Here is an 18,936-nt window from a genome sequence, read left to right as displayed (position 1 = left end):
TTCTACCGCCGCGCCGCCGAGCTGTTCACCGCGCATGCCCCCGACCACACCCTGCGTCAACTCCGGCCGGTCCGCCGCCCCGTCACCTGACGGGGCGGCGGACCGGGGAACAACGAAGATGCACGCCGGGGGGCCTTCGTCGAGGGCCTGCGGAGCCCCCTGTCGGATTCGAACCGACGACCTACGCTTTACAAGAGCGGTGCTCTGGCCAGCTGAGCTAAGGAGGCATGGTGACCGTCCGCGACGGATCACGGCGGCACCGGGGGCAGTCTACCGGGCGGGGAGCGGGCGGTGGGGGGATATCCGGGGTCGGGCGGCAACGGGGGCGGTGACGGGCCGAACGGGCCCGGGCGGACGGGGCGCGCGTAATGGAACCGATGCCGAAATCCGGCCGTCGAGGGGCTGACAAGCGGCGTACACGCAGGTAGCGTCGCCCGGAGCCGGATTCGTACAGAGGTTCAGACCACCCCTGGGAACCGGCCGACTGGAATCCCCCACCTTTACTCGGATCGTCCGGCACGTTCCTGCCGGTGAAGGAGAGCACAGCCATGGCTTCTGTGACGTTCGACCAGGCGACCCGTGTCTACCCCGGGGCGACCACGCCCTCGGTGGACGCCCTGGACCTCCAGATCGAGCACGGCGAGTTCCTCGTCCTGGTCGGCCCCTCCGGCTGCGGCAAGTCCACCAGCCTCCGCATGCTGGCCGGCCTCGAGGACGTCAACAGCGGCGCCATCCGCATCGGCGACCGCGACGTGACCCACCTGCCGCCGAAGGACCGGGACATCGCGATGGTGTTCCAGAACTACGCGCTGTACCCGCACATGACCGTCGCGGAGAACATGGGCTTCGCGCTCAAGATCGCGGGCGTCAACAAGTCGGAGATCCGCACCAAGGTCGAAGAGGCCGCCAAGATCCTCGACCTCACCGACTACCTGGACCGCAAGCCGAAGGCGCTCTCCGGCGGTCAGCGCCAGCGTGTCGCGATGGGCCGCGCGATCGTCCGTGAGCCCCAGGTCTTCCTGATGGACGAGCCGCTGTCCAACCTGGACGCCAAGCTCCGCGTCTCGACCCGTACCCAGATCGCCGGCCTGCAGCGCCGCCTGGGCATCACCACCGTCTACGTGACCCACGACCAGACCGAGGCGCTCACCATGGGCGACCGCGTCGCGGTCCTCAAGGGCGGCGTCCTGCAGCAGGTCGACACCCCGCGCAACATGTACGACCGGCCCTCCAACCTCTTCGTGGCCGGCTTCATCGGCTCGCCCGCGATGAACCTGGTCGAGGTGCCGCTGGTGGACGGCGGCGTGAAGTTCGGCGGCTCGGTCGTCAACATCTCCCGCGAGGACCTGGCCGGCGCCGGCACCGACAAGAACGTGACCGTCGGCATCCGCCCCGAGCACTTCGAGATCGTCCCCGGCGGCGGCATCGAGGGCGTCGCGGTCACCGTCAACGTGGTCGAGGAGCTCGGCTCGGACGGCTTCGTCTACGGCACCACCAAGATCGGCGGCGAGGACAAGGACCTGGTCGTCCGCGTGCACGGCCGCCAGATCCCGGCCCGCGGCGAGACGATCCACGTCGTGCCCGTCGCCAACGAGACCCACGTGTTCTCCAGCAGCACCGGCGCCCGCCTCTCCAGCTGAGCCCCGCCGGGCCACCGCCCGCCGCACGGAGCCCCGTCCGACCGTCACCGGTCCGGCGGGGCTCCTGCCGTTCCGGACCACTCCGACGGACGACGGCGTCAACCCGGCGACGGGACGAACCAGGACACCGTGTCACTCGATGGTGTAACGGAGGGCGATCCGGTACCTACCCACCGCTACTCTCCTGTGCGTGAAGCAGCTAGTTCGCCGCATCGGCCAGACCATCGCCCTCACCCTGCCTGTCGTCCTGGTGACCACCGGCACCCTCGCCGTGACCAGGGTCCCGTGGGCCCCGCCCACGTCGCTGGACCAGCAGGTCGTGGCGGCGTCCAGCGGGGACGGCGCGGGGATCGGCCGGACCGCCACCACCACCACGACGTCCGACGGGCTCGCCCCGCAGGACGCGCTGCGGGTCGCCCTCATGGACGAGCTGCGGGCCCACAACCCGGGCAGCGCGCTCGACCTGCTGGAGCGCGCGATGCGCGAGCAGCCCGCGCTCACGCCCTACTGCAGCTCGCTCGCCACCGAGCTCGGCAAGGCGGCGGTGCGCAAGTACCAGGGCGACGTCCAGCGGGCCCGGACCTTCGCCCGCGCGGTCTGCGACGGCTCGTTCGCCGCCGGCGCGGCGGGCTGACCGAGCCGGGAGCCACCCGGGAGCCACCCGGGAAACCGGCAGTCGCCCGGTCCGGGTCCCGCCGGAGGACCGGCACCGCCACCGGGCCACGGGCACGGCCGACCGCACCGGACGACCGCTCGCCCGGTCCCGGCGCGCCTATTGTTCAGCCATGACCGCTGACTCCGGCCCCACGGCCACTCCCCCACCCGCTCCCGCCATCGGCCCGGTGCCGGTGACCCAGGCCGTCATCCTGGCCGGCGGCCAGGGCTCCCGGCTGCGCCCCTATACGGACGACCGCCCCAAGCCGCTGGTCGAGATCCCGGGCACGGGCACCCCCATCCTGGGCCACCAGCTCGCCTGGCTGGCCGCCGAGGGCGTCACCGACGCGGTCATCTCCTGCGGCCACCTGGCCGACGTGCTGGAGGACTGGCTCGACAAGGCCGACCTGCCGCTGCGGGTCCGCACGGTGGTCGAGGCCGAGCCGCTCGGCCGGGGCGGCGGCCTCAAGTACGCCGCCAAGGCGCTGCCCCGCCCCGACGAGCCCTGGTACGCCACCAACGGCGACATCTGGACCAGGTTCAGCCTGCGCGACATGGCCGCCTTCCACCACGAGCGGGACGCCGTCGCGACGCTCGCGCTGGCCCGGCCGCGGATCCCGTGGGGCGCGGTGGAGACCGACCAGTTCGGCAACGTCCTCGACTTCATCGAGGCCCCGCCCTCGCCGTTCCTCATCAACGCCGGCCTCTACGTCTTCGGCCCGGACTTCGCCGAGCTGCTGCCGGACGTCGGCGACCACGAGCGGACCACCTTCCCGCAGCTGGCCCGCAGCAAGCGGCTGGCCGGCTACCAGCTGCCGCAGGGCGTCTACTGGCGGGCCATCGACACCGCGAAGGACCTCACCGAGGCCGCCAAGGAGCTCGCCGGGGGCGCCGGTCGCGCCCCGCAGTAGGCCGGCCCGGCGGAGCGCCCCCGAAGCCCTCCGCCACCCTGCTCCACCGAAGCGCTTCGCGCACAACGGCGACCGGCCGGGTGCTCCCCCACGGAGGTGCTCCCCCACGGAGCACCCGGCCGGTCGCCGTTCCCGGGCCGGTTCCGCCCGGCCCGCCCGTCAGGTCGCCGTGGCCGGCTCCGGACGGGAGCTGCGGGCGCCGCCGCCGGACAGCTCGGCCAGCGGCGCGCTGCCCAGCACCCCGCCCAGCAGTCCCGAGCCGCCCGGCGAGGCACCGGACCCGCTCGGGGTGCCGCCCGTCCCGGTCCCGGTGCTCGGGGCCGGCTTCGGCGCCGTCCCGGTCCCGGCCGCCGGGGCGGCGGGAGTGGCGCGCTGCGCGGGCGTCGACCCGGCCGGGGCCGGGGCGGCCGGCGGTGCGGAGGCCGCCGGAGCGGCCGGGGGGGCCGTACCGGTCTCCGGCTTCGCCGAGGACTTCGCCTTCCCGCTCGGGGTGGCCGGGGCCGCCTTCGGCGAGGCAGGGGTGCCGGACGGCGCGGCGGTGGTGGCCGCGGCGCTCGGCGCGGCCGGCCGGGACGGGGCCGGCGAGGGCGCCGAACCGGCCGGGCTCCTGCCGCCGGGGGTCACCGACGGGCCGCCGCTCGGCCAGACCGGCGTGCCGAAGTCGGTGGCGGGCCGGGACGGCGCGGGGTGCGGCCGGGCGCCGGTACGGACCGCCCCGCCCAGCATCGAGCCGAGCAGCAGCGTCAGACCGACCACCGCCGCGGTGACCACGGCGCCGCGCCGCAGCACCCGGCGGCGCAGCGCGGCCGGCGCGCCCGCGCCGTACCGCCGCCAGGCCTCCAGGTTGAGCCGCCCGTCCAACGAGGCGAACGGCGCCCCGGCGATCAGCAGCGGGCTCCACGCGGCCAGGAAGATCAGGTCGGGCGTGTCGTACACCGGCACGGCCCGCCAGCTCACCGTGAACAGCAGCACGGCGGACAGCGCCATCGCCGCCCCGGCCGCGAGCCGCTGCCAGAGCCCGAGGAGGGTGAGCACACCGACCACGATCTCGGTGAACGACACCACCAGGCCGGAGCCGACCGGGTGCGCCATGGCGAAGGCCAGCAGCGGCTCGGCGACCTTCCAGGGGTGCAGCGAGGACAGCCAGCGCATCATCGAGCCGCGCTCGCCGCCGTCGAAGTACACCGGGTCGCAGAGCTTGCTGAACCCGGCGTAGACGGAGAGCGAGCCGAGCACCGCGCGCAGCGGCAGCAGCACCAGGCCGAGGTCCACCCGGCGGCCGGGGTACCAGGGCTGCTTGCCCTCCGCCCCGGCGGCCGAGACCTCGGGCAGCTCACCGCTGGGCGTCCAGCCCTGCGGCGCGCCGACCGGGCCGACGCCGCCCTCGGTGGCGGTGCCGTCGCCCTCGCGCGGCTGGCGCGGCACCGTCCGGGCGCCGCCGTACGGCGGGACCAGCTGGGTGTCCGCGTCCGCCAGGGAGCCGCCGGGGCGACCGCCCCCGCGGCCGCCGACCCCGGCCGGGACGCCGCCCAGTCGGACGGCCTCCAGCAGCCGGGTGGCCGCGACGTCGTCCGGGCGCGCCTCGCCGGTCCAGGTGACCGGGGTGACCCGGCCCTTGCGGCGCGGGGGTGCCCCGGCGAGCGCCGATACGTCGCCGACCGGGACGACCACCTGCGGGGTGACCAACGGGCGGCGGATCAGGCCCTGGGTGCCGTACGGGTCGCCGAACGCGGCGCCGGTGGACAGCAGTCCGGCCGGGGCGTCGATCAGCGGCGCCACCGGGGTGCCGAGCCGGAGCCGGAAGCTCGCCTGGGTGCTGCTGAGGCGTGCCGGGTCCGACGGCACCTTGGCGGTGTTGAGGCCGGGGCCCGCGTCTATCCCGGTGCTGCCACCGCCCAGGAGCGGGCGCCGAGGTGTTCTGGTGTCCACGCCCGTCTAACCGGGTGACACCCGGTTAGGACACTCTCCCGAGTGGATATCGGGAGTCCCCTTGAAGTGATCATGAGAAAAGCGATCGGATCCGGGCGGATCCGATCGCTTTCCATTGATTGCGGGCGGACGGTGGGCGGTTCCGGAGAACGCCTTGCGCCGAGCACCCGCCGTGTGCGGCTACCGCCGACGGACCGGAGGGTCAGCCGACCTTGCGGCGCAGCCGGGCCGCCTCGTACAGGACGACGCCCGCCGCGACACCGGCGTTCAGCGACTCGGTGAGCCCGGACATCGGGATCCGCACCAGCACGTCGCAGGTCTCCGCGACGAGCCGGGACAGGCCCTTGCCCTCGCTGCCCGCGACGACCACCACCGGCCCGGTCAGCACCTCCAGGTCGCCGATCTCGGCCTCGCCGTCGGCGGCCAGGCCGACCACGGTCAGACCGGCCTTCTGGTACGCCTCCAGGGCACGGGTCAGGTTGGTGGCCCGGGCGACGGGCAGCCGGGCCGCGGCACCCGAGGAGGTCTTCCAGGCACCGGCGGTCATACCGGCCGCCCGGCGCTCCGGGATCACCACGCCGTGCGCGCCGAAGGCGGCGGCGGAGCGGACCACGGCGCCCAGGTTGCGGGAGTCGGTCACCCCGTCCAGCGCCACGATCAGCGCGTCGTCGCCGGAGTCCGCGGCCCCGGCCAGCAGGTCGTCGGGGTGGGCGTACTCGTACGGCGGGACCTGGAGCACCAGGCCCTGGTGGTTCATCCCGCCGGTCATCTGGTCCAGCTGCGGGCGCGGGGCCTCCATCAGCGGGATGCCCCGGTCGTTGGCGGCCTGGAAGGCGTCGCGGACCCGGTCGTCGGTGTCGATGAACTGCTGGACGTACAGCGCGTTGGCGGGCACGTCGCCCTGCAGGGCCTCGACCACCGAGTTGCGGCCGAAGACCAGCTCGGCGGCGCCGGCGCCGCCGCGGCCGCCCCGGCCGCCGCCGCCGGACCGGCGCATGCCGGCGCGGGCCTTGGCGTCCCGCTCGCGCTTGACCGCGGCGTTGGCGGCCCGCTGCTTCGGGTGGCCCTTGCGCTCCGCTCCGGGCGGCGTCGGGCCCTTGCCCTGGAGCGCCTTCCGGCTGTGGCCGCCGGTACCGACACTCGCGCCCTTCTTCGACCCGGGGTTGCGGCGGTTCCTGCGCTGGCTGTTGCCGGCCATGGCTGTACTTCCTGTCTGTCTGTCCGGCATGGCCGACCGCGCCGGCCGTGCCGGTGCGGTCGACGGCATGCGTTCCGTCATGCGGGAGGGCCGCACCGGTCCGGTACGGCCCACCGCTCACCCCTCGGTCACCCGGGGGTTACTGGCTGTTGATCGTCCAGCGCGGGCCGGACGGGGTGTCCTCGATCGCCAGCCCGGCCAGGCCGAGCTGGTCGCGGATGGCGTCCGCGGTCGCGAAGTCCTTGCGGGCCCGGGCCGCCTGGCGCTGCTCCAGGACCAGGTGGACCAGCGAGTCGACGACGCCGTGCAGGTCCTCACCGCGCTCCGCCCCGGCCCACTGCGGGTCGAGCGGGTCGAGTCCCAGTACTCCGAGCATCGCACGGACCTCGGCCAATCGCGCCACCGCGTTCTCCTTGTCGTCCGCGGTGAGGGCGCTGTTGCCCTGGCGGACGGCGGTGTGCACGACCGCGAGTGCCTGCGGCACGCCCAGGTCGTCGTCCATCGCCTCGGCGAAGGCCGGCGGTACCTCGGGCGCCGCGTCGACCGTGCCGCAGCGCTCCACGGCGCGCTGGATGAAGCCCTCGATCCGGCCGAAGCCCGCCTCGGCCTCGCGCAGCGAGTCCTCGCTGTACTCGATCATCGAGCGGTAGTGCGGGGCGGCCAGGTAGTAGCGGAGCACGATCGGCCGCCAGCGGCGGACCATCTCGGCGACCAGCACCGAGTTGCCGAGGGACTTGCTCATCTTCTCGCCGGCCATGGTGACCCAGGCGTTGTGCACCCAGAAGCCGGCGAAGTCGTCGCCGAAGGCCTTGGACTGGGCGATCTCGTTCTCGTGGTGCGGGAAGATCAGGTCGAGACCGCCGCCGTGGATGTCGAAGGCCGCGCCCAGGTACTTGTGGGCCATCGCCGAGCACTCCAGGTGCCAGCCCGGGCGGCCTCTGCCCCACGGGGTGTCCCAACTGGGCTCGCCCGGCTTGGCCGCCTTCCACATCGCGAAGTCGCGCGGGTCGCGCTTGCCGGTCTCGCCCTCGCCACTGGGCTGCTGGAGGTTCTCCAGCTTCTGGTTGGAGAGCGCGAGGTAGTCGGGGTAGGACTTCACGTCGAAGTAGACGTTGCCCTCCGCCGCGTAGGCGTGGCCCTTCTCGATGAGCCCGCGCATCATCGCGACCATCTCGGGGATGTGCCCGGTGGCCCGCGGCTCGACGGTCGGCCGCAGGCAGCCCAGCGCGTCGTAACCGTCGTTGAAGGCACGCTCGTTCTCGTAGGCGATCTGCCACCACGGCGTGCCGAGCTCGCGCTCCTTGGCGATGATCTTGTCGTCGATGTCGGTGACGTTCCGGGCGAAGGTCACCTGGTAGCCGCGGTAGGCGAACCACCGCTGCATCACGTCGAAGTTGAGGTAGGACCGGATGTGCCCGATGTGTGGCGCCGACTGGACGGTAGCGCCGCACAGGTAGATCGAGACACAACCCGGTACAAGCGGGACGAAGTCGCGTACCTGGCGGGTGCTGGTGTCGTACAGGCGAATGCTCACAGCGTCAAGCGTAGTGGGCAGCAGGGGGTGCCTCGCGACATTCCGAAATGTCAAGACCGCGGCGGATGCTTTTCCGCCGGGTGACGTCCCGGGTGGTGTCCCGGGGGACCGCCCCGGGACACCCCTCCGCTCCCGGTGGGCTCAGATCGAGCCGACGACCTTCCGCGGGGTGAGCCGCACGACCACCCGCACGTCGTCGGGGCCGTCGAAGCCGTACGTCGCCTCGCCGCGGTACTTCAGGGACAGCTCGTCGATCAGCTCCCGGCCGCCCTCCCGGGTCAGCGAGACCTCGCCGCGGACCTCCAGGTAGGTGTACGGGTTCTCCGGCGGATTGACCAGCAGCGAGACCCGCGCGTCCTTCAGCAGGTTGAGGTGCTTGCGGCGCCCCTCGACCGTGGAGAACAGGATGTCCTCGCCGTCGCGCTTCACCCAGACCACGGAGGACTGCGGACTGCCGTCCGGCTGGAGGGTGGTGATCACGGCGAAGCTCTTGTCGTCGATCAGGGCCTTGGCCTGGTCGGAGAGGTTTGCGGCCATCGGGGACCTCGTTCTTCTCGTCGAGCGGCGGTGGAAAGGCGACTGCTGGGGCGAACCCGCCTCGAAGAGTAGCGATTCGGGCCCCGGTAAAGGGTGTTGAACACCCGTCACCCCCGGTCGATTTCCGCTGCGGGCACCCCGGCCGGACACCGGGCCACCGCCGCCGACGAGCGACGGGCCACCGGACAGGTCAACGCCGTTCGTACACCAGGGCGGTGGCGATCGCGGCGAGGCCCTCGGCCCGGCCGGTGAGGCCGAGTCCGTCGGTGGTGGTGCCGGAGACCGAGACCGGGGCGCCGACCGCGGCACCGAGCGCGGCCTGCGCCTCCGCCCGGCGCTTGCCGATCTTCGGCCGGATCCCGATCACCTGGATCGCCACATTGCCGATCTCGAACCCGGCCTCGCGCACCAGCCGGGCCGCCTCTCCGAGCAGCTTCACCCCGGACGCGCCGGCCCACTCCGGGCGGTCGGTGCCGAAGTGCGCGCCCAGGTCGCCGATCCCGGCGGCCGAGAACAGTGCGTCACAGGCCGCGTGCGCGGCCACGTCGGCGTCCGAGTGCCCGGCCAGGCCGACCTCGGCGTCCGGCCACTCCAACCCGGCCACCCACAGCGGGCGGCCGGACTCGAAGGCGTGCACATCGGTGCCGATGCCCACCCGGGGCAGTACGGGGGCGTGCGGTTCAGTAGGCATCGGCGGCCCTCCGGCGGGCGAGTACGGCCTCGGCGAGGACGAGGTCCAGCGGACGGGTCACCTTGAAGGCCTCCTCGTGACCGGGCACCACGACCACCCGGCCGCCGAAGCGCTCCACCAGCCCGGCGTCGTCGGTGACCGGCGGCAGACCGCCCTCGGCCCCCGCCGACTCCTCGGCCAGCGCCTTGGCGTGCACCTCGGCCAGCGTGTCCCGGCGGAAGCCCTGCGGGGTCTGAACCGCGCGCAGCGTGGCCCGGTCGGGTGTGTCGAGCACCGGCTCGGGCCCGCCCCGGACGGGCTCGACCCGCTTGACGGTGTCGGCCAGCGGCACCGCCGGCACCACCGCCTCGGCCCCGGCCCGGACGGCGGACGCGACCGCGTCCACCACCTCGACCGGGACGAGCGGCCGGGCCGCGTCGTGCACCAGCACGATCCCGACCTCGGCCGGGATCGCGGCCAGCCCCAGGCGGACCGACTCCTGGCGGGTGTCCCCGCCGGCCACCACCCGGATGTCCTTGCCCTCGAGACCGTGGCTGTCGAGCAGGGCGACCACCTCGGCCACGCCGTCGGCGGGGGCCGCGACCACGACCAGGCCGACCGCCCGGCTGCGGGTCAGCGCCCGGACCGCGTGCACCAGGAGCGGCACGCCGCCCAGGTCACGCAGGGCCTTGGGGGCACCGGGTCCCAGCCGCTCGCCGCGGCCGGCGGCGGGAACCACTGCTGCTGCGATTGCTCCTGTGGCGTTCAGGTTTCACTCCTTCGGCGAAGTGGGTATGGCCATGGCGTGCACGACGGGCGCGGACCCCTTCCGAAGCACCACCGTCTTCCGCCCGCAAGATCAGCAGAAACGGTCATGCAGACCCGAGGCCGGCCAGGCCGCCGGGTGCGGGGGCGTCGTCCGGACACGCCTCAGCGCCCGAAGTGCCACTGCACCACCCACGGACCATCGGTCCGGTGGGCGGCGCGCCGGCATCGGGCGCTGTGAGCGTTGTGGAGCGGACGGCCGCTACGAGGCGAGCACCTCGTCGAGCAGCGTCTCCGCCTTGTCCTCGTTGGTGTTCTCCGCCAGCGCGAGCTCGCTGACGAGGATCTGGCGCGCCTTGGCGAGCATGCGCTTCTCTCCGGCGGAGAGGCCGCGCTCGCGCTCGCGACGCCAGAGGTCGCGCACAACCTCGGCGACCTTGATAACGTCACCCGAGGCGAGCTTCTCCAGATTCGCCTTGTAGCGACGCGACCAGTTGGTGGGCTCTTCGGTGTACGGTGCGCGAAGCACCTCGAAGACCCGGTCCAGACCCTCCTGGCCGACCACATCGCGCACGCCGACGAACTCCGCGTTCTCGGCGGGCACGCGGAGCGTCAGGTCTCCCTGCTGCACCTTGAGCACCAGGTAGGTCTTGTCCACACCTTTGATCTGGCGAATTTCGATGGCCTCGATCAGTGCGGCCCCGTGATGGGGGTAGACCACCGTGTCGCCAACCTTGAACGTCATGTGACAGGACCCCTTCCGTGGCTTTCCAGAATAACACGCTTTTCGGCGCACCCGAAGGGCGTTTTCGCAGGTCAGGGCCGGTCTCGGGGCTTGACAAGGACCCCCATGACGTGCTGCGACCGGTGTTCGAGGAGGGCTTCCCGCAGGTCGGAGGCGGTTCCACTGCCCGCCGAAACCTCTGGCAACACTCCCGAAACCATGATTGGATCTTGGGTTTTCACCGTTTATCGGGCCGTTTCCCGATCGTGATCCGATCTTGGTCGATGATTGACCTGAACACGCGGACATGCCGCCGTCCGGAGGCCCTGGCGGGCGGATCGTGACCCGAAGGGACCACCCTGTGAGGACGGCATAAGCGTGGTCGATAATCTGAACCTGACCTATCGACACGTGACCTAGGAGAAGCCGCCGCCGTGAGCCGCAGCCTTCGACGCGGCGGCATCGCCGCCATCGCCGCCCTCGCCATCGCCTCGCTGTCCTCCTGCTCCGCCGGGAACACCCCGGCCACCCTGGAGGTCAAGCCCGACAACGCGTCGGCGACCCTGGGCACCGACATCCGCCTGAACAACATCGTCGTGGTCACCGGGGACGAGTCCTCGGGCGAGCACACCGGCCCCGCCAACGTGACGGTGAACATCAGCAACAGCGGGACCGAGCCGATCGAGCTGCAGTCCATCACCGTCGGCAACGGGGCGACCGCCTCCTTCGTCGACGACAAGGGCGCCGCGCTGCCCGCCATCGTCGTCCTGGCCGGCGACGCGCTGCTGCTCGGCGGCCCGGGCAACCCGACCGCCAAGATCGCCTCCACCACCGTGAGCGTGGGCGGCTACGTGCCGGCCTCGTTCGGGTTCAAGAACCACGAGAAGGTCGACGCCGAGGCCCAGGTCAGCCCGAACAAGGGCCTCTACAAGGGCTACGGCCCGGCCGTCGCCCCGGCCGCCGTGCCGCCGAAGGCGACCGCTCCGGCCACCGGCGCCACCACCCCGGCCGCCCCGGCCACGGGTACGACCGCTCCGGCCGCCCACTGAGCCACGGCCGCGCCACCGGGCCGCGCGCACCGGGCCGCAGCAGAGGGCCGCAGTAGAGAGCCGCAGCCAAGGGCCGCAGTACCGGGCCGCACAAGGGGAACGCCCCCTCCGGAGTGATCCGGAGGGGGCGTTCGCCCGGTCCTGGGGCCGGCCCGCGGCGCCGACCGGCCGGTTTACGGCTCGAACTTGTAGCCGAGGCCACGCACCGTGACCAGGTAGCGCGGCGCGCCCGGGTCCGGCTCGATCTTCGCCCGCAGGCGCTTGACGTGGACGTCCAGCGTCTTGGTGTCACCGACGTAGTCCGCGCCCCAGACCCGGTCGATCAGCTGCATCCGGGTGAGCACCCGGCCGGCGTTGCGCAGCAGCATCTCCAGCAGGTCGAACTCCTTGAGCGGGAGGTCGACCTTGGCGCCGTCCACGGTCACCACGTGCCGGTCGACGTCCATCCGGACCGGGCCCGCCTCCAGGGCACCGGGGCCGCCGCCGTCGCCGGGGCCCTCGTTCTCGCCGCGGCGGCGCAGCACCGCGCGGATCCGGGCCACCAGCTCACGGGTGGAGTAGGGCTTGGTGACGTAGTCGTCCGCGCCTATCTCCAGCCCGACCACCTTGTCGATCTCGCTGTCCTTGGCGGTGACCATGATCACCGGCACATTGGAGCGGACCCGAAGCTGGCGGCAGACCTCGGTGCCGGGCAGCCCCGGCAGCATCAGGTCGAGCAGGACGAGGTCGGCGCCGTTCCGTTCGAACTGCTCCAGGGCGTCGGGGCCGGTGGCGGCGATGGCCACCTCGAAGCCTTCCTTGCGGAGCATGTACGAGAGAGCGTCGCTGAACGACTCCTCGTCCTCGACCACCAGTACTCGGGTCACGATCAGGCCTCCGGGGCAAGCTGTGGGGTTGTTTCTGACAGGGACTGCGGGGGCCCGCCCACCGGGGGACGGTCCACGGGGGCCTGCCCTGCGGGCAGGCGGACGGTGAAGGTGGAGCCCTGGCCCTCAACGCTCCACACCGAGACGGTGCCGCCGTGGGAGGCGGCCACGTGCTTGACGATGGAGAGGCCGAGGCCGGTGCCGCCGGTCTGCCGGGAGCGTGCCGGGTCCACCCGGTAGAACCGTTCGAAGACCCGCTCGCGGTCCTTCTCCGAGATGCCGATGCCCTGGTCGGTCACGGAGATCTCGATGAGTTCGCCGTCCGCCTCGCCCAGGGCGGCTGCGCTGGAGATCCGGCGGGTGGCGATCGCGACCCTGGTCCGGGGCGGGCTGTAGTTGACCGCGTTCTCGACCAGGTTGCCGAGCGCGGCGGCCAGCTGGCCCCGGTTGCCGTGCAGGTAGAGTCCTTCTATGCCGCCGGCCGCGATGAGGATCTGCTTGGCGGCGGCCTGCTGGCGGCAGCGGTCGATCGCCTCGGCGATCAGTTCGTCCACCGCGACCGGCTCCGGGTCGACCATCAGCCGGTCGTCCTGGACCCGGGAGAGGTCGATGATCTCCTGGACCAGGCTGGCCAGCCTGGTCGCCTCGATCTGCATCCGGCCGGCGAAGCGCTGCACCGCCTCCGGGTCGTCGGCCGCGTCGGCGACCGCCTCGGAGAGCAGCGAGAGCGCGCCGACCGGGGTCTTGAGCTCATGGCTGACGTTGGCCACGAAGTCCCGGCGGACGGCCTCCACCCGGCGGCGCTCGGTCTGGTCCTCGACCAGCACCAGGACCAGCCGGGAGCCCAGCGGGGCGACCCGGACCGAGACCGCCAGCGGATCGGCGGCCCGCGCCGCGCCCGGACGGGGCAGCTCCAGCTCCAGCTGCCGGATCTCGCCGTCCCGGCGGGTGCCCCTGGCCAGCGCGAGCAGCTGGTCCAGGGCGACCGCGCCGCCGCGGACCAGGCCCATCGCGTACGCCGCCGAGCTGGCCTTGACCACCTCGTCGCCCTCGCCGAGCACGATCGCGCAGGAGCGCAGCACGGAGAGGACCGTGTCGACGCCCGGCGGGAGCGGGGGTTCCTGCGCGGGGCCGAGGCCCTGATTCCGATTGGTGCCGCTGTGCCTGCCCTTCGCCTGCTCGCGCTCGCTCCAACGGAAAGCGATCGAGGCCGTGAGGCCGACGCCGAGCCCGGCTATGGCGCAGGCAGCGGCGGCGGCCACGTTCACGTCCATAGCGCCAGCCTAAGCGCACGATGCGGCCGCTCCCCTAGGCCCAGGTCAAGGGATCGACCACGCGTTGCCGAGAATTCACCTTCAAGTAGCTGCTGATTCACCGGACAGGTCGTGCGCGGTCGCCCGGACGGCCCAGAGTGGGCGCCGGAGCCCGTGTGGGACGGGTGGCCCGGCCGAACAGCCGTCCGCCACCCCGGGTGCGCGCGTACGATGCGCGCCACCAGCAGCGGTCATTGGTGCGCCGTTCGGACGGTCGTACCGGATGACCGGTCGGCACCGCCACCGACACAGCTACTGAGGAGAGAACAATGCGCGACGCGTACCACGAGGAACTCGACTCGATCGGCGACAGCCTGGTCGAGATGGCCCGGCTGGTCGGCTCCGCCCTCGGGCGGGCCACCACCGCCCTCCTCGACGCGGACCTGGCGCTGGCCGAGAGCGTGATCGCCGCCGACGGCAAGGTCAACGACCTGCACCACGAGCTGGAGAACCGGGCGATCGACCTGCTCGCCCGCCAGCAGCCGGTCGCCACCGACCTGCGCATCGTCGTCACCTCGCTGCGGATGAGCGCCGACCTGGAGCGCTGCGGCGACCTCGCCCGCCACGTCGCCAAGGTCGCGCGGCTGCGCTACCCCGAGTGCGCCGTCCCGACCGACCTGCACGCGACCGTCCTGGAGCTGGGCCAGCTCGCCCAGCGACTGGTGGCCAAGGCCGGCCTGGTGATCGCCACCAAGGACGTCGACAAGGCACTGGAGCTGGAGCAGGACGACGACGCGATCGACGCGCTGCACCGCGAGCTGTTCGCGCACCTCATCGACGAGCGCTGGCACCACGGCATCGAGACCGCGGTGGACGTCACCCTGGTCGGCCGCTACTACGAGCGCTTCGCCGACCACGCCGTCTCGGTGGCCAAGCGCGTGGTGTACCTGGTGACCGGCGAGCACGTGGACGAGTTCGTCGCCGCCTCCGAGGCCGCGGCCCAGCTCGACTGACCTCCCGCCGGGCGCCCGTCCAGGACGGCGCCCGGCCCTGGGAACGGGTAAACCCCGGCCGAGGGTGGTGGGGAAGCACACGAGCGTGGACTCCCCACCACCGCGCGCCTGTTGACGCCTCCTCCGGTCGGCGGTTTCACTCGATCCCGTGGGCACCGAAGCGTGCCCGTCAGAAGGAGGGGTCCGCGCGATGAAGGCAAACCCGACCGGCCCGGCATCGGCTCCCGACACCGTCGAACCACCCACCCCCGGGCTGCTTCCCGTCCTCGCCGCCGGATGCGGCTGCGGTCCGGGCTGCGGTTGCGGCTGCCAGTCCGGCGCACCCTGCCAGTGCGGCGGGGTCGACGGCGGCTGCTGCGGCCACTGAGAGGCACCCGGCCCGTCCGCTCCGCCGGGCCCGTCCCCGGTACCGCCACGGAGCGCCGGGGCGCGCGGCCGCCGTGGGAGACGGCCGTGCGCCCCGGACTCCTCACCGCCGGGACGCCGACGGGGTCCACCGGAGCGACCGGCGTCAGAAGCTGACGTCGGTGCAGGAGTAGAAGGCGTTGCCGGTGTCCGCGATCTCCCAGACCGCGACGACCACCTGGTGCCCGGTCCGGCCGCTCGGCAGGGTCGCGGTGTGGCTGAGGGTGCTGGGCACCTGCGTGCCGTTGTAGGGGACGTTCAGGAACGGGGTCGGCTCCAGGTTCGCCCGGGTGACCTTCTGGGTGGCGTCGTAGCCGGCCCTGGTCAGGTAGTACTTGAAGCCGGTCGTGGCGTGCCGGGCGGTGAACTTCCAGGTGAAGGTGAGCCGTTGGCCCGCCGAGACGGCGGTGGTCGGCCAGGCCCCGCCGCGCGGGTCGTCCAGTTCGGCGAACCGGCTGTTGCCGCCGGCGCAGATCGCGCCGTCGGCCGGGCCTCTGCTCGGGAAGCCCTTCGGCCCCTCGACGCTCTGCGGCTCCCACTGGATCGCGCCGCAGTTCTTCACGGTGCCCGCCGCGCACAGCGCGGCCCGGCTGGGCGGGGTGCTGATGTAGCCGTGCGACTGGGCCGGCAGGGCGACCGCGACCGGCACCGACAGGGCGGCGATCACGGCTCCGACGACATGACGTGTGCGCATGGTGCTCCTCCGTGGGGGTGGATGGAGAGTGCGCCGAGCGCGGACACGCGCGCGTGGGGGGCTTGGCATGCCTGCGCCGGGTGGATGCTCACACGGTAGGAGCCGCCACCGGGGCCGTCAATGGTCTGAACCACTTTTTCGGCACGCCGAACTCCCCGCCACTACAGGGGAGTTGATAGCGAAAGGCCCCGCCCCCCGACTGCGGGAGCGGGGCCCTCGACGGCCGTTCCGGGTTACTTCTTGCCCTGGTTCTTGACCGCCTCGATCGCGGCGGCGGCAGCGTCCGGGTCGAGGTAGCGGCCGCCGGGGACGGTCGGCTTGAAGTCGGCGCCCAGCTCGTAGACCAGCGGGATGCCGGTCGGGATGTTCAGGCCCGCGATGTCGGCGTCGGAGATGCCGTCGAGGTGCTTGACCAGCGCGCGCAGGCTGTTGCCGTGGGCGGTGACCAGCACCGTCCGGCCGGCGGTGAGGTCCGGGACGATGGCGTCGTACCAGTACGGCAGCATCCGCTCGACGACGTCCTGGAGGCACTCGGTGCGCGGACGCAGCTCGCTCGGGATCCCGGCGTAACGGGCGTCACCGGCCTGCGAGTACTCGGAGTCGTCGGACAGCACCGGCGGCGGGGTGTCGTACGAACGGCGCCAGAGCTGGAACTGCTCCTCGCCGAACTCCGCCAGGGTCTGGGCCTTGTCCTTGCCCTGGAGCGCGCCGTAGTGGCGCTCGTTCAGGCGCCAGCTGCGGCTGACCGGGATCCAGTGGCGGTCGGCCTTGTCCAGGGCGATCTGCGAGGTGCGGATCGCGCGGCGCAGCAGCGAGGTGTGCAGGACGTCCGGGAGGTAGCCCTCGGCGGCGAGCAGCTCGCCGCCGCGCGCGGCCTCCTTCTCGCCCTTCTCGTTGAGGTCGACGTCGACCCAACCGGTGAACAGGTTCTTCTGGTTCCACTCGCTCTCGCCGTGACGGAGCAGGATGAGTCGGTACGTCGTGTCAGCCATGGCGCCCAGCTTAGTGGAGCCCGATAAAACCCCTGGTGGGCGGCTCCCCCGACGGGTAAGGTGTGCATCGCATCAGTGACACTTACCTGCCCGCCGAGCGGTCCTGCCCGAGTGCTCGGCGGTCGGCCGCCTGCCCGGGAGCCCCCACATGCCCGTTTATGTCCCAGCTCGTGCGGTCAGAGCCGTCGTCGAAGCCATGAGCGGACTGCCGCGGCAGTTCTGGTGGCTCTGGACCAGCACCCTGATCAACAAGCTGGGCGCGTTCGTGGTCACGTTCCTGGCACTCTACTTGACCACCGAGCGAGGCTACTCGGCCTCCTACGCGGGGCTGGTCGCCTCGCTGTTCGGCCTGGGCTCGGCGATCGCCTCGCTCGTCGCCGGGGTGCTGAGCGACCGGATCGGACGGCGGCCGACGCTGGTCGCCGCGCAGCTCGGCACCGCGCTGTTCACCGCGGTGCTCGGCTTCACCGACGGCCAGGTGGCCATCGCGGTGGTCGCCTTCCTGGTCGGCTTCTGCAACAACGCGACCCGGCCCGCCACCTCGGCGATCATCGCGGACATCGTGCCCGCCGAGGACCGGGTCCGCGCCTTCGCGCTGAACTACTGGGCGATCAACATCGGCTTCGGCCTCTCCGCGGCGGCGGCCGGCCTGATCGCCACCCACGGCTACCTCACGCTCTTCCTGCTGGACGCGCTCTCCACGGTGGTCTGCGCGGTGGTCATCTTCGTCCGCATCCCCGAGACCAGGCCCGACACGCCCGCCGTGACCGCGGACGGCGTGAAGGCGCGGCCGGCGATCGGCCTCGTCGCGGTCTTCCGGGACGCCCGCTTCATGGCGGTGGTGGTGCTCAACCTGCTGCTCGCCCTGGTCGCCCAGCAGGGCTCCACCACGCTGGCCGTGGACATGGGCCGGGCCGGCATCACCGCCACCCAGTACGGCTTGGTGATCGGCCTCAACGGCCTGCTCATCGTGGTGCTCCAGATCCCGCTCACCCGGTGGATGGAGAGCCGGGACCGGACGGCGCTGCTCGTCGCCAGCGCGCTGTTCATCGGCTGGGGCTTCGGGCTGACCGCGCTGGCCGGCTCCTCGGCCTGGTTCTACGCCTTCACCGTCGTGGTCTGGACGCTCGGCGAGATCCTGAACGCGCCGACCATGATGGGCCTGGTCGCCGAGCTGTCGCCGGCCGAGGCGCGGGGGCGCTACCAGGGCGTGTACTCGCTCTCCTGGTCGCTCGCCTCGTTCCTCGGGCCGGCCGCGGGCGGGGTGCTGCTGGAGCGGGCCGGCAGCGGGGTGATGTGGGGGGCGTGCGCGGTGCTCGGCACGGTCGCCGCGGGCGGGTACGTCCTGCTCGGCCGACGGCCGGGGGCGGCGCTGGCGAAGACCGACGTGGTGGGGACGGGAACGGTAGGGACGGGAACGGTGCGGGTGGTCCCGGCGGAGACCGCCGAGCCGGAGCGGGCCGCGACGGGCGGCTGAGCTTTCGGCCCGCCCGGCCCCTCCGACCACGGCCGGCCCGGCCGTGGTCGGCCCGCTACTCGGCGGCGGGCGCCGCCGCGGCGGGGTCCGGGACCGGACCGGCGAGGTGGGCGAAGGCCGCCAGGTTGCGGGTCGACTCCCCGCGCTTGGTGCGCCACTCCCACTCCCGCCGGATCGCGGTGGCGAAGCCCAGTTCCAGCAGGGTGTTGAACGGCTCGTCGGCGTTCTCCAGCACCGTGCCCAGCAGCCGGTCCACGGTGTCCGGGGTCAGCGCCTCCAGCGGCAGCCGGCCCGCCAGGTAGACGTCCCCGAGCCGGTCGACCGCGTACGCCACGCCGTACAGGCGGGTGTTGCGCTCCAGCAGCCAGCGGTAGACGGCCTCGTGGTTCTCGTCCGGACGCCGGACCACGAAGGCGTTGACCGAGAGGGTGTGGTCACCGATCCGCAGCGCACACGTGGTGCTCAGCTTCCGGGTGCCCGGGAGGGTCGCCACCACGGTGTACGGGTCGGCGGCGGCCGGCTCCCAGGCCACCCCGGCCTCGTCCAGGGCGGTGCGCAGGAGGGTCAGGGCCTCGTCCTTGGTGCGGAATGCCATGGGGCTGACGTTACTCGGGAGTACGGCCGC

Annotated in this window: 18 protein-coding genes and 1 tRNA gene; 6 read left to right on the top strand and 13 right to left on the bottom strand. The window is 72.8% G+C overall.

Annotated elements, in window-relative coordinates; all coding sequences use genetic code 11:
• Positions 1-153: 153 nt before the first annotated feature.
• A tRNA-Thr gene (locus tag VR45_RS11525) sits at positions 154-227 on the bottom strand.
• Between the two features lie 321 nt (positions 228-548).
• On the opposite strand from VR45_RS11525, the gene ugpC reads away from it, so the two are divergent.
• From ugpC to VR45_RS11510, 3 genes are all read left to right on the top strand, one after another.
• Positions 549-1,640, top strand: a complete 1,092-nt coding sequence (gene ugpC, locus VR45_RS11520; protein WP_045939607.1) for a sn-glycerol-3-phosphate ABC transporter ATP-binding protein UgpC — start codon at positions 549-551, stop codon at positions 1,638-1,640.
• 190 nt (positions 1,641-1,830) lie between these two features.
• A complete protein-coding gene (locus tag VR45_RS11515; protein ID WP_045939606.1) occupies positions 1,831-2,274 on the top strand; it encodes a hypothetical protein in 444 nt (147 codons plus the stop codon).
• A gap of 151 nt (positions 2,275-2,425) precedes the next feature.
• Entirely contained in the window at positions 2,426-3,205 is a 780-nt protein-coding gene (locus tag VR45_RS11510; protein ID WP_045939605.1) for a nucleotidyltransferase family protein, read from the top strand.
• Between the two features lie 159 nt (positions 3,206-3,364).
• On the opposite strand, the gene VR45_RS11505 is transcribed toward VR45_RS11510, so the two are convergent.
• The 7 genes from VR45_RS11505 to VR45_RS11475 all read right to left on the bottom strand — a co-directional run bounded on the left by VR45_RS11505 (position 3,365) and on the right by VR45_RS11475 (position 10,583).
• The gene (locus VR45_RS11505; RefSeq protein WP_078896429.1) at positions 3,365-5,134 is read right to left on the bottom strand and encodes a DoxX family membrane protein; all 1,770 of its coding nucleotides are present in this window, start codon (positions 5,132-5,134) and stop codon (positions 3,365-3,367) included.
• Positions 5,135-5,336: 202 nt separating this feature from the next.
• Positions 5,337-6,332 (bottom strand): 23S rRNA (guanosine(2251)-2'-O)-methyltransferase RlmB, encoded by a 996-nt coding sequence (gene rlmB, locus VR45_RS11500; protein ID WP_045939604.1) that lies wholly within the window; start codon positions 6,330-6,332, stop codon positions 5,337-5,339.
• Positions 6,333-6,471: 139 nt separating this feature from the next.
• Positions 6,472-7,866 (bottom strand): cysteine--tRNA ligase, encoded by a 1,395-nt coding sequence (gene cysS / locus VR45_RS11495; protein ID WP_045939603.1) that lies wholly within the window; start codon positions 7,864-7,866, stop codon positions 6,472-6,474.
• A 141-nt stretch (positions 7,867-8,007) separates the two neighbouring features.
• Positions 8,008-8,403: a PPOX class F420-dependent oxidoreductase gene (locus VR45_RS11490; RefSeq protein WP_045939602.1), complete on the bottom strand. Its 396-nt coding sequence runs from the start codon at positions 8,401-8,403 to the stop codon at positions 8,008-8,010.
• A gap of 190 nt (positions 8,404-8,593) precedes the next feature.
• Positions 8,594-9,094: a 2-C-methyl-D-erythritol 2,4-cyclodiphosphate synthase gene (gene ispF / locus VR45_RS11485; RefSeq protein WP_045939601.1), complete on the bottom strand. Its 501-nt coding sequence runs from the start codon at positions 9,092-9,094 to the stop codon at positions 8,594-8,596.
• On the bottom strand, positions 9,084-9,842 hold the full coding sequence (gene ispD / locus VR45_RS11480; RefSeq protein WP_234325942.1) for a 2-C-methyl-D-erythritol 4-phosphate cytidylyltransferase: 759 nt from the start codon (positions 9,840-9,842) through the stop codon (positions 9,084-9,086). The genes ispF and ispD overlap by 11 nt, the downstream gene beginning before the upstream one ends.
• 258 nt (positions 9,843-10,100) lie before the next feature.
• Positions 10,101-10,583: a CarD family transcriptional regulator gene (locus VR45_RS11475; RefSeq protein ID WP_030244332.1), complete on the bottom strand. Its 483-nt coding sequence runs from the start codon at positions 10,581-10,583 to the stop codon at positions 10,101-10,103.
• Positions 10,584-10,996: 413 nt separating this feature from the next.
• Here VR45_RS11475 and VR45_RS11470 point away from each other — a divergent pair, with 413 nt between their 5' ends.
• A complete protein-coding gene (locus VR45_RS11470; RefSeq protein ID WP_045939599.1) occupies positions 10,997-11,611 on the top strand; it encodes a hypothetical protein in 615 nt (204 codons plus the stop codon).
• Positions 11,612-11,784: 173 nt separating this feature from the next.
• Here the strand turns inward: VR45_RS11470 and VR45_RS11465 are convergent, their stop codons facing one another.
• Positions 11,785-12,477, bottom strand: coding sequence for a response regulator transcription factor (locus tag VR45_RS11465; RefSeq protein ID WP_030305055.1), 693 nt, complete (start codon positions 12,475-12,477; stop codon positions 11,785-11,787).
• A gap of 2 nt (positions 12,478-12,479) precedes the next feature.
• Positions 12,480-13,751, bottom strand: a complete 1,272-nt coding sequence (locus tag VR45_RS11460; protein WP_045939598.1) for an ATP-binding protein — start codon at positions 13,749-13,751, stop codon at positions 12,480-12,482.
• Between the two features lie 308 nt (positions 13,752-14,059).
• On the opposite strand from VR45_RS11460, the gene phoU reads away from it, so the two are divergent.
• Positions 14,060-14,743 (top strand): phosphate signaling complex protein PhoU, encoded by a 684-nt coding sequence (phoU, locus tag VR45_RS11455; RefSeq protein ID WP_030393723.1) that lies wholly within the window; start codon positions 14,060-14,062, stop codon positions 14,741-14,743.
• A 511-nt stretch (positions 14,744-15,254) separates the two neighbouring features.
• Here phoU and VR45_RS11450 read toward each other — a convergent pair.
• Together VR45_RS11450 and VR45_RS11445 are read right to left on the bottom strand one after the other, a co-directional pair.
• On the bottom strand, positions 15,255-15,842 hold the full coding sequence (locus tag VR45_RS11450) for a lytic polysaccharide monooxygenase (protein WP_045939597.1): 588 nt from the start codon (positions 15,840-15,842) through the stop codon (positions 15,255-15,257).
• Between the two features lie 233 nt (positions 15,843-16,075).
• Complete coding sequence (locus VR45_RS11445) at positions 16,076-16,834, bottom strand: phosphoglyceromutase (protein ID WP_045939596.1); 759 nt, start codon at positions 16,832-16,834, stop codon at positions 16,076-16,078.
• A 196-nt stretch (positions 16,835-17,030) separates the two neighbouring features.
• On the opposite strand from VR45_RS11445, the gene VR45_RS11440 reads away from it, so the two are divergent.
• The gene (locus VR45_RS11440; RefSeq protein ID WP_353612680.1) at positions 17,031-18,311 is read left to right on the top strand and encodes an MFS transporter; all 1,281 of its coding nucleotides are present in this window, start codon (positions 17,031-17,033) and stop codon (positions 18,309-18,311) included.
• 55 nt (positions 18,312-18,366) lie between these two features.
• Here VR45_RS11440 and VR45_RS11435 read toward each other — a convergent pair whose 3' ends face one another.
• Positions 18,367-18,906 (bottom strand): YbjN domain-containing protein, encoded by a 540-nt coding sequence (locus tag VR45_RS11435; protein WP_045939594.1) that lies wholly within the window; start codon positions 18,904-18,906, stop codon positions 18,367-18,369.
• Positions 18,907-18,936: the final 30 nt, after the last annotated feature.

The sequence above is a fragment of the Streptomyces sp. NRRL S-495 genome (genome assembly GCF_000966955.1).
In the GTDB taxonomy this organism is placed as follows: Bacteria; Actinomycetota; Actinomycetes; order Streptomycetales; family Streptomycetaceae; genus Kitasatospora; species Kitasatospora purpeofusca.
This window is presented reverse-complemented; position numbering and strand designations above follow the sequence as displayed.

What these genes read in the sequence shown, in the direction of transcription:
- ugpC (WP_045939607.1), top strand. Translation starts at nt 549, where the DNA reads ATGGCTTCTGTGACGTTCGACCAGGCGACCCGTGTCTACCCCGGGGCG.
- VR45_RS11510 (WP_045939605.1), top strand. Translation starts at nt 2,426, where the DNA reads ATGACCGCTGACTCCGGCCCCACGGCCACTCCCCCACCCGCTCCCGCC.
- rlmB (WP_045939604.1), bottom strand. Translation starts at nt 6,332, where the DNA reads ATGGCCGGCAACAGCCAGCGCAGGAACCGCCGCAACCCCGGGTCGAAG.
- VR45_RS11490 (WP_045939602.1), bottom strand. Translation starts at nt 8,403, where the DNA reads ATGGCCGCAAACCTCTCCGACCAGGCCAAGGCCCTGATCGACGACAAG.
- ispF (WP_045939601.1), bottom strand. Translation starts at nt 9,094, where the DNA reads ATGCCTACTGAACCGCACGCCCCCGTACTGCCCCGGGTGGGCATCGGC.
- VR45_RS11475 (WP_030244332.1), bottom strand. Translation starts at nt 10,583, where the DNA reads ATGACGTTCAAGGTTGGCGACACGGTGGTCTACCCCCATCACGGGGCC.
- VR45_RS11460 (WP_045939598.1), bottom strand. Translation starts at nt 13,751, where the DNA reads ATGGACGTGAACGTGGCCGCCGCCGCTGCCTGCGCCATAGCCGGGCTC.
- phoU (WP_030393723.1), top strand. Translation starts at nt 14,060, where the DNA reads ATGCGCGACGCGTACCACGAGGAACTCGACTCGATCGGCGACAGCCTG.
- VR45_RS11450 (WP_045939597.1), bottom strand. Translation starts at nt 15,842, where the DNA reads ATGCGCACACGTCATGTCGTCGGAGCCGTGATCGCCGCCCTGTCGGTG.
- VR45_RS11445 (WP_045939596.1), bottom strand. Translation starts at nt 16,834, where the DNA reads ATGGCTGACACGACGTACCGACTCATCCTGCTCCGTCACGGCGAGAGC.
- VR45_RS11440 (WP_353612680.1), top strand. Translation starts at nt 17,031, where the DNA reads ATGAGCGGACTGCCGCGGCAGTTCTGGTGGCTCTGGACCAGCACCCTG.
- VR45_RS11435 (WP_045939594.1), bottom strand. Translation starts at nt 18,906, where the DNA reads ATGGCATTCCGCACCAAGGACGAGGCCCTGACCCTCCTGCGCACCGCC.